At 71.3% G+C, this 9,065-nt stretch carries 8 protein-coding genes; 4 read left to right on the top strand and 4 right to left on the bottom strand.

The genetic code is table 11. From position 1 onward, the window contains the following. Positions 1-83 precede the first annotated feature (83 nt). From GBZ26_RS23250 to uraD, 3 genes are read right to left on the bottom strand one after another with little or no spacing between them, the layout of a single operon-like run. On the bottom strand, positions 84-1,316 hold the full coding sequence (locus GBZ26_RS23250; RefSeq protein ID WP_174440885.1) for a M20/M25/M40 family metallo-hydrolase: 1,233 nt from the start codon (positions 1,314-1,316) through the stop codon (positions 84-86). Then, the gene (locus GBZ26_RS23245) at positions 1,313-2,554 is read right to left on the bottom strand and encodes an allantoate amidohydrolase (RefSeq protein WP_174440884.1); all 1,242 of its coding nucleotides are present in this window, start codon (positions 2,552-2,554) and stop codon (positions 1,313-1,315) included. Before GBZ26_RS23245 ends, GBZ26_RS23250 begins: the two co-directional genes overlap by 4 nt. Continuing rightward, positions 2,551-3,033, bottom strand: coding sequence for a 2-oxo-4-hydroxy-4-carboxy-5-ureidoimidazoline decarboxylase (gene uraD, locus GBZ26_RS23240; RefSeq protein WP_246653829.1), 483 nt, complete (start codon positions 3,031-3,033; stop codon positions 2,551-2,553). The genes GBZ26_RS23245 and uraD overlap by 4 nt, the downstream gene beginning before the upstream one ends. Before the next feature lie 188 nt (positions 3,034-3,221). Between uraD and uraH the strand changes: the two genes are divergently transcribed. Next, positions 3,222-3,584, top strand: a complete 363-nt coding sequence (uraH, locus tag GBZ26_RS23235; protein WP_174440882.1) for a hydroxyisourate hydrolase — start codon at positions 3,222-3,224, stop codon at positions 3,582-3,584. Here the strand turns inward: uraH and GBZ26_RS23230 are convergent. Continuing rightward, on the bottom strand, positions 3,569-4,759 hold the full coding sequence (locus tag GBZ26_RS23230) for a urate hydroxylase PuuD (RefSeq protein WP_174440881.1): 1,191 nt from the start codon (positions 4,757-4,759) through the stop codon (positions 3,569-3,571). The two genes, uraH and GBZ26_RS23230, sit on opposite strands and share 16 nt — an antisense overlap. A gap of 147 nt (positions 4,760-4,906) precedes the next feature. Here GBZ26_RS23230 and GBZ26_RS23225 point away from each other — a divergent pair, with 147 nt between their 5' ends. The 3 genes from GBZ26_RS23225 to uvrC all read left to right on the top strand — a co-directional run bounded on the left by GBZ26_RS23225 (position 4,907) and on the right by uvrC (position 8,998). Continuing rightward, a complete protein-coding gene (locus tag GBZ26_RS23225) occupies positions 4,907-5,842 on the top strand; it encodes a LysR substrate-binding domain-containing protein (protein ID WP_174440880.1) in 936 nt (311 codons plus the stop codon). 87 nt (positions 5,843-5,929) lie between these two features. Then, positions 5,930-7,054 (top strand): LacI family DNA-binding transcriptional regulator, encoded by a 1,125-nt coding sequence (locus GBZ26_RS23220; protein WP_174440879.1) that lies wholly within the window; start codon positions 5,930-5,932, stop codon positions 7,052-7,054. Between the two features lie 99 nt (positions 7,055-7,153). Continuing rightward, entirely contained in the window at positions 7,154-8,998 is a 1,845-nt protein-coding gene (gene uvrC, locus GBZ26_RS23215) for an excinuclease ABC subunit UvrC (protein ID WP_174440878.1), read from the top strand. Positions 8,999-9,065: the final 67 nt, after the last annotated feature.

Genomic DNA, 9,065 nt, shown 5'->3' with positions numbered 1-9,065 from the left:
TCCCCGGCCCTCCCCCGCTTCGCAGGGGAGGGAGCTTCATGTCCCCTCCTCCACCCAGCGGGGAAGGGTTAGGGAGGGGGCAATTACCCCTCGCCCAGCACCTCCAACAGCGCCAGCGCCACAACCTCCGTCGCCTTGAACAGGTCGGACAGCGGCAGGCGCTCGTCGGCGCGGTGGGCGTTGGCCTCCTCGATGGTGTGGGGGCCGGCGCCGAACAGGGCGATGGGCACGCCCGCGTCGGAGTAATGGCGCGCGTCGGTATAGAGCGGCACGCCCTTGGTTTCCACCGGCTCGCCCATCACGCGGCTGGCGTGGGCGCAGAGGACGGCGGCCAGCCGGTCGGTGCCGGGCAGCGGGGTCAGCGGGCGGGCCAGCAGGATGCGGCGGACCTCGACGCGGGCCTGCGGGAAGGCCTTCGCCGCTTCGGCGATCACCGCGCGCAACGTCTCCTCCACCGTCTCCGGTGCCTCCTCCGGGATCATGCGGCGGTCGAGGCGCAGGGTCACGCGGTCGGGGACGACGTTGGTGTTGATGCCGCCCTTGATCAGCCCGACCGTCAACTGCGGCGAGCCGATGCCGCCCACCGCCGACACGGTGCCGGCGTAGCCCTTGCGGTGCTCGTAGAGCGCGCCGAGGATCGCGGTGGCCGCCTCCAGCGCGTCGATGCCGGTCATCGGCAGGGCGGCGTGGGCGGACTTGCCGGTGACCTCGACCTCCAGATGCAGGCAACCGTTGTGCGCGGTGACGACGCCGTAGCTGAAGCCCGCGGCGATGGCGAAGTCCGGCTTGGTCAACCCCTCGTCGAGCAGCCATTTCGGCCCGATCTCGCCGCCGGCCTCCTCGTCGTAGGTCAGGTGCAGCTCCACCGTGCCGCGGTCCAGACCGGCCTTCTCCAGGGCCAGCAGGGCGTAGGTGTAGGTGACGAAGTCCGACTTCGAGACGGCGACGCCGCGCCCGTACATCCAGCCGTCCACCACCTCCGCCCCGTAGGGGTCGCGGGTCCAGCCCTCGCCCGGCGGCACCACGTCGCCGTGGGCGTTCAGCGCCACGGTCGGCCCGTCGCCGAAGCGGCGGCGCACGATCAGGTTGGTGGCGGAGATCATGCCGTTGGCCCGAACCAGCTCCGCCGGGACCGGGTGGCGCTCCACCGTCAGGCCCATGGCCTCCAGCAGCGCGGCGGCCCGCTCGGCGTGGGGGGCGCAGTCGCCGGCCGGGTTGTCGGAGGGCACCTTGACCAGTTCGGCCAGGAAGCGGACCTGCTCGTCGCGGGTCTGTTCCAGGAACGCGCGGATGGCCTGTTGGGCGGTGTCGGTCATGGTGTCGGGGTCTCGTGCTCGAAGTGACGGATGATGTCCAGGAGGATCTGCACCGACCGATCGGCGTCCTCCACGGTGATGGATTCGGCGGGGTTGTGGCTGATGCCGCCCGCACAGCGGACGAACAGCATGCCCATCGGCAGCACGCCGGCGAAGGCCATGGCGTCATGCCCGGCGCCGCTGGGCAGCGACAGGGGACGGACGCCGGCGCGGGTCACCGCCGCCTCGATCTGCCGCCGGATGCCGGGGGAACAGGGGGCGGCGGCCGCGTCGTGGGTGGTCTCCACGGCCAGTTCCACGCCACGGCGGGCGGCGATCTCCTCGAACGCGCCGAGGATGGTGGCGCAGGCGTCCCGCCGCACGGCGTCCTCCGGCGCGCGGACGTCGAGGGTGAAGGCGGCCTCGCCGGGGATGACGTTGACCGCGCCCGGCTTCGCCTCGATCCGGCCCACCGTCGCCACCAGCCCGGCGTCGGAGGCCGCGGCCACCCGCTCCGCCGCCAGGGTCATCTCGGCGGCGGCGGCCAGCGCGTCGCGGCGCAGCGCCATCGGCACCGTGCCGGCGTGGCCGGCCATGCCGCGCAGCCGGACGGCGAAGCGCGTGGCGCCGTTGATGGCCGTGACGATGCCGACCGGCAACCCTTCGGCCTCCAGCACCGGCCCCTGTTCGATGTGGACCTCCAGAAAGGCCAGCGCGTCGCCCGGCTTGCGGGCCGCCGCGGCGATGGCCTCGGGGTCGCCGCCGAAGGCGCGCAGCGCGTCGGCCATGCGCACGCCGTCGCGGTCGCGCGTCTCCAGCGCCGCCCGGTCGAAGCGGCCGGCGACGGCGCGGCTGCCGGTCAAGGTCACCGGGAAGCGCACGCCCTCCTCGTCGCCGAAGCCCAGCACCTCGATGGCGAAGGGCAGGCGCTCGCCGCGCCGGTCCAGCTCCGCCACCGCGGCGACGGCGGCGAGCACCCCCAGATTCCCGTCATACTTGCCGGCGTTGCGCACCGTGTCGATGTGAGAGCCGATCAGCAGGGCCGGCGCGCCCGGCACGGTCCCCTCGTAGCGGCCGACCACCGTGCCCGCCGGGTCGAGCCGGGCGTTCATCCCGGCCTTGCCCATCAGTTCCATCAGCCAGTCCGCGGCGGCGCGGTGCTGGGTCGTCAGGAACAGGCGGGTCAGCAGCCCCGGCTCCTCCGTGAAGCCGGCGAAGGCGTCGAGCCGCGCCATCAGGTCCGCGCCGAACCCCGTCATGGAAGCAGGTCCTTCAGGCGCAGCCAGGTGATGCGCTCGACCTGGGCCAGCGCCGTGGCGAACTCCTCCTCCGGGCCGTTGGACAGGCGGGTTTCGAACGCCTCCAGAATGTCGGCGCGGCTGCGGCCTTTGACCGCCAGGATGAAGGGGAAGCCGAAGCGCGCCTTGTAGGCGTCGTTCAGCTCGGTGAAGCGGGCGAACTCCTCGGGCGTGCAGCGGTCCAGCCCGGCGCTGGCCTGCTCCGCCGTGCTGTCGGCGGTCAGCTCGCCGCGCAGCGCCAGCCGGCCCGCCAGATCGGGGTGGGCGTTCAGCAGCGCCAGCTTCCGGTCACGGTCGGCGGCGCGCAGGACGGCGACCATCGCGGCGTGCAGCCCGTCCGCATCGTCGGGTACGTTTCCAGTATCCCAGGCGCCTTCGGCGACCCAGGGCGAATGTTCGAACACGCCGCCGAATCGGGCGACGAAACTTGCACGGTCCATCTCGCTCGGTCGCATCCCGGCCTTCCCTGATCGGTCCCCTGCCCCGCAGCATAACCGCAATCGCCGAGGTCCGCTTTTTCGATCCGTTTGAAAGTCTTTTTGCTCAGGCCCCGTTCGGACCGCGCGGCGGTGCGGCATGGGGTGCGGTATAAGGTCTCTTCGCGGCATTCCATGGCGAGGAGAAACCCATGTCCGGAAGCGGGCGCCTGACCACCCATGTTCTCGACACGACGCACGGACGGCCCGGCGCCGGGATCGCCGTCACCCTCTACCGCATCGACGGGGAGCGGCGGGAGCGGCTGACCCAAACGCGCACCAACGCCGACGGGCGCTGCGACGCGCCGCTGCTCGCCGGGGCCGACCTGACGCCGGGCGTCTATGAGCTGGTGTTCGAGGCCGGGGACTATTTCCGCGCCTCCGGCCTGGAGATGGCGGAGCCCGCCTTCCTCGACGTGGTGCCGATCCGCTTCGGCGTCGCCAACGCGGACCAGCACTATCACGTGCCGCTGCTCGTCTCCCCCTACAGCTACTCGACCTACCGGGGAAGCTGATCGGTCCAGGCGGCGAGCAGGCGGCGCTCCTCCGGCGTGATCCCGGTAACGTTGCCGGGGGGCATCGCGTCGGACAGCGCCGCCCAGGTCCGGATCTGGGGCGCGTGGCGGCCGATCGCCTCGGCGCTGTCCAGCATGACGCCGCGCGGCGCCACGCCGATCCCCTCCCACACCGGCTGCGCCGCGTGGCACATGGAGCAGCGGGACAGCACCACCTCCTCCACCTGCGCGAACTCGACCCTGGCCGGTGCTGCGGCGGCGCTCTCGGTCCGCGTGCCGGCGGCGCTCAGGCCCACGATGACGGCGACACCCGCGGCGGCGACCGCCCAGGTCCACCAGGGCGTCGGCTTGCCGGCGTGGCGGCTGTTGAAGAAGTGGCGGATCACCGCGCCCACCACCAGCCCCACCGCCACGATCACCCAGCTGTAGCGCGTGCCGAAGGCCAGCGGGTAGTGGTTGGAGATCATCAGGAAGACGACCGGCAGCGTCAGGTAATTGTTGTGCAGCGAGCGCTGCTTGGCCTGCTTGCCCAGCGCCGGGTCGGGCACCCGACCGGCCTTCATGGCGGCGACGGCCTTGGTCTGGTTGGGGATGATGATGCGGAAGACGTTGGCCGACATCATCGTGCCGATCAGCGCGCCCACATGCAGCATCGCCGCCCGCCCGCTGAAGAGGTGGCTGAGGCCCCAGGCGACCAGCACCAGGAAGACGAAGCCCGCCGCCGCCAGCTTCACGTCGTCCTTGCCAAGCGGCGACTTGCACAGCCGGTCGTAGACGTGCCAGCCCAGCCCCAGGGCGCCCAAGCTGAGCAGCACCGCCCCCCACCAGGGGATGTCCAGCACCGCCGGGTCGATCATGTAGAGTGCGGCGCCGTGGTAGTAGAGCACCGACAGCAGCGCGAAGCCGCTGAGCCAGGTGGCGTAGGCTTCCCATTTGAACCAGGTCAGCTTCTCCGGCAGCTCCGGCGGGGCGACCGTGTATTTCATCATGTTGTAGAAGCCGCCGCCGTGGACCTGCCACGCCTCCCCCGCCACGCCGTTGGGCAGGCCGTCGCGCCGCCGCAGGGACAGGTCGAGGTGAATGAAATAGAAGCTCGACCCGATCCAGGCGATGGCCGTGATGACGTGCAGCCAGCGCACCAGAAAGTTGACCCACTCCCAGACGATCGGCTCCATGCGTCGCGGCCTCTTCCGTTCGGTGATCCTCACCCTGAACTCTACGGTTGCCGCAGCGCAGCGGGGAAGCGGATGCGTGCACCAGCACTTTCAAAAAAAACGGAAAGGTGGGAGGATTCCCCATAACATGTGGGGAAAGGGCCAAGCGTGGCGCTGCTGGAGAACATGCGGGTGTTCGTGCGGGTGGTGGAGCTGGGCAGCCTGTCCGCCGCCGGGCGCAGCCTGCGCCTGTCGCCCGCCGTGGTCAGCCACCGGCTGCAAAGCCTGGAGGAGCATCTGAACGCCCGCCTGCTGAACCGCACCACCCGGCAGGTGCAGTTCACCGAGGCCGGAAAGGTCTTCTTCGAACATTGTCTGGAGGTGCTGGAGGCGGCGGAGCGGGCGGAGAGCAGCGTCGGCGCCATCGGCGGGGCCCCCGTGGGCAGCCTGCGGGTGACGGCGCCGCTGGGTTTCGGGCGGCGCATCCTGGCCCCGATGGTGCCGCGCTTCCACGCCGCCTACCCCCAGGTGGACCTGCGGCTGCGCCTGTCCGACCATCTGCTGGACCTGCTGCGCGAGGCGACCGACGTCGCCATCCGCATGGCGCCGCTGAAGGATTCCAGCTTCGTTGCGCGCAAGATCGCCGATCTGCCGCGGGTGCTCTGCGCCGCCCCCGCCTACCTGGAACGGCGTGGCGTGCCGGCCCGGCCCGAGGATCTGCTGTCCCACCACTGCCTGCTGCTGCGCTTTCCCGGATCGCAACAGTTCCAATGGACGCTGAGCACGCCGCAAGGCCCGATGACGCTGCCGGTGTCCGGCCAGTTCGACGCCGACGACGGCGACGTGCTGACCGGCTGGGCGCTGGCCGGGGAAGGCATCGTGCTGAAGCCGCTGTGGGAGGTCGCCGACCATCTGCGCCGCGGGGAGCTGCGCGTCGTCCTGCCGCACTGCCCGCCGGAGCCGGTGACCCTCGCCGTGCTCTACCCCCACCGCAACCTGCTGCCCGCGAAGATCCGCGTCTTCATCGACTTCTTCGCGGAGCAGGCGCGCGCCGCCCTGGCGGAAACGGCGCTGGCCGAGGCGGAACCGAATGCCGCGCCCTGAGCGTTCCCGCTTTTCCCCCGCTTTTCCAACGGCGTGCTATGATGCCGCCACGCCGCGCGGCGGGGTTCGCCGCAGGGAAGGACGAGAATGACCGCACAGCCGCCCGCCAAGCCGATCCCGCCGAAGCCCGCCAAGCCCATCCGCAAGAAGACCCGCCGCGCCACCCAGCGGCTGACCATGACGGACGTGGCCAACGCCGCCGGCGTGTCGCCCAGCACCGTCTCGCTCTATCTGCGCAAGCCGGAGGCGGTGTCGGAGGAGCTGGCGACCCGTGTGCGGACGGTGATCGACCAGCTCGGCTATGTGCCGAACCTCGTGGCGGGCAGCCTCGCCGCGGCGAAGAGCCGGACGGTGGGGGTGATCCTGCCCTCCATCACCAACTCCTTCTTCGCGGAGACCTACAACACCCTGCAAAGCGCCTTCCAGACCGCCCACTACCAGACCCTGCTGGGCGTCAGCGAGTTCGATCCGGAGCGGGAGGAGGAACTGATCCGCGCCTTCCTCGCCTGGTCGCCCGCCGCGGTGGTGGTCACCGGCCTGCACCACACCGAGCGGACGCGCGCCATGCTGCGCTCCTCCGGCGTGCCGGTGGTGGAGATGTGGGACATTCCCTCCGCCCAGACCCCGGCGGTGGACATGACGGTCGGCTTCTCCCACTTCGAGGTCGGGCGCCGGCAGACCAGCCACCTCTACGACCAGGGCAGCCGCAAGGTCGCCTACATCGGCGCCGCCGTGCATCAGGACATGCGCGTGCGCAGCCGCACCGACGGCTATGAGGACGAGGTGCGCCGCCGCGGCCTGCACGAGCCGATCGCCTTCACCGCCCCCGACACCGCCTCCACCCCCGTCGGCATCTGGCTGATCGACGAGGTGTTCGCGCTGCATCCGGACATCGACGGGGTGGTCTGCTCCAACGACGCCATGGCGCTGGGCGTGCTGTTCGAGGCGAACCGGCGCGGGCTGAGCGTGCCCGACGATCTGGCGGTGATCGGCTTCGGCGACCTGACCTTCAGCGCCGCCTGCCTGCCGCCGCTGTCCACCGTGCGTCCGCCGCAGCGCGAGATCGGCGAACTGGCCGCCGGCCAGATCCTGGCCCGGCTGAACGGCACCACGGTGGCCCAGCCGCACCACCGGCTGGACTGCGAACTGGTCGTCCGCGACAGCACCCGCCCCGACGCCGATGCGGGCGTGGAGCGGCAAAAAGCGGGGTGAATCCTGCCCTGATGGACAGGGCCGACGATTGTCCCTTGTCCATGGTTCGTTCCCCTGCTTCCTTCCACCCCATCGTGATTAACACACCGGGTTAGTGTGATGGACGGAGCTGCGGTGATCAGCGCCACCCTGCCGACGCTGCCGGACACGCCCGGCGTCTATCGGATGATCGGGGCGGACGGGCGCATCCTGTATGTCGGCAAGGCGAAGAATTTGAAACGCCGGGTGGCCAGCTACACCCGGACGGACGGGCTGCCCAACCGCACCCGCCGCATGGTGGCGCTGACCCGCTCCATGGAGTTCGTCACCACCCACACCGAGGCGGAGGCCCTCCTGCTGGAGGCGAACCTGATCCGTCGCCTGCTGCCGCCCTTCAATGTCCTGGTGAAGGACGACCGCTCCTTCTCCTACATCGCTCTGGGCGAGGGGCACGAATTTCCGCGCCTGATGCACCACCGCGGCAGCGCCGACCGGCATGGCAGGAAGCGCGACCTGTTCGGCCCCTACGCCTCCCCAGCCCTGGTCGGGATGACCATCGGGGCGTTGCAGCGCGCCTTCCTGCTGCGCAACTGCGACGACGCCACCTTCACGTCGCGCACGCGGCCCTGCCTCCAGCACCAGATCAAGCGCTGTTGCGCCCCCTGCGTCGGCCGCGTCACGGCGGAAGACTACGCCGCGCAGATGCAGGGCGTGCGCGACGTGCTGTCCGGGCGCAGCGCCGCAATCCAGGCGGAGTTCGCCCGCCACATGATGGACTGCTCCGACCGGCTGGCCTACGAGGACGCCGCCCGCTGGCGCGACCGCATCCGCGCCCTGACCGCCCTGCAAAGCCGCCAGGACATCAATCTGGAGGGCGTGCTGGAGGACGCCGACGTGCTGGCCGTCCATGCCGAGGGCGGGACCGCCTGCGTCCAGGCCTTCTTCTTCCGCGGCGGACGCAACCAGGGCACCCGCGCCTTCTTCCCCCGGCACGACGGGGAGGAGGAGCCCGCCGCGATTCTCGCCGCCTTCGCCGCGCAACTCTACGAAGGGACGCCGCCGCCCCGCCACCTGCTGCTCAGCCACGCCATCCCGGAACGCGCCCTGCTCGCCGAGGCGCTGACGCTCGCCGCTGGGCGGCGGGTGGAGGTGGAGATTCCCCAGCGCGGCCCCAAGCGCCGCGTCGTCGAACACGCCCTGACCAACGCGCGCGAGGCGCATGGGCGCCGCATGGCCGAACGCTCCGCCCAGGGCAAGCTGCTGGCCGGGGTGGCCCGCGTCTTCGGCCTTCCGAAGACTCCGGCCCGTATCGAAATCTACGACAACTCGCACATCCAGGGGGCCTTCCCGGTCGGCGCGATGGTGGTCGCCGGGCCGGAGGGCATCCAGCGCAACGCGGGGCGCCGCTTCCACATCAAGGACCCGGCGGCGGCCGGCGACGATTACGCCATGCTGCGCGAGGTGTTGACCCGCCGCTTCGGCCGCGCCCTGCGCGAGGACCCGCAGCGCAGCGGCGGCCAATGGCCCGATCTGGTGCTGATCGACGGGGGCTTGGGCCAGTTGAACGCCGCCCGCGCGGTCCTGGACGGGCTGGGCATCGCGGGCGTGCCGCTGGCCGCCATCGCCAAGGGTCCGGACCGCGACGCCGGGCGCGAGCGCTTCTTCCTGCCGGACCGCGAGCCCTTCCGGCTGGAGCCCAACGACCCGGTGCTGTACTTCCTGCAACGGCTGCGCGACGAGGCGCACCGGACGGCCATCGACGCCCACCGCACCCGCCGCCTGAAGGCGATGGACCACACGCGCATCGACGGCATCCCCGGCGTCGGCCCGTCGCGCAAGAAGGCCCTGCTGCACCATTTCGGCAGCTCCACCGCGGTGGCCTCGGCCGGGCTGAAGGATCTGGAGGCGACCCCCGGCATCAGCGCGGCGCTGGCCCGGCGGGTGTTCGAGCATTTTCATGGGTGAGCCGCTGGCCCCCTCCCTAACCCTCCCCCGCTTCGCAGGGGAGGGGACTGATTTTCCCTCTCCTGCG

Source organism: Azospirillum formosense (assembly GCF_013340925.1).
Lineage (GTDB): Bacteria > Pseudomonadota > Alphaproteobacteria > Azospirillales > Azospirillaceae > Azospirillum > Azospirillum formosense.
This window is presented reverse-complemented; position numbering and strand designations above follow the sequence as displayed.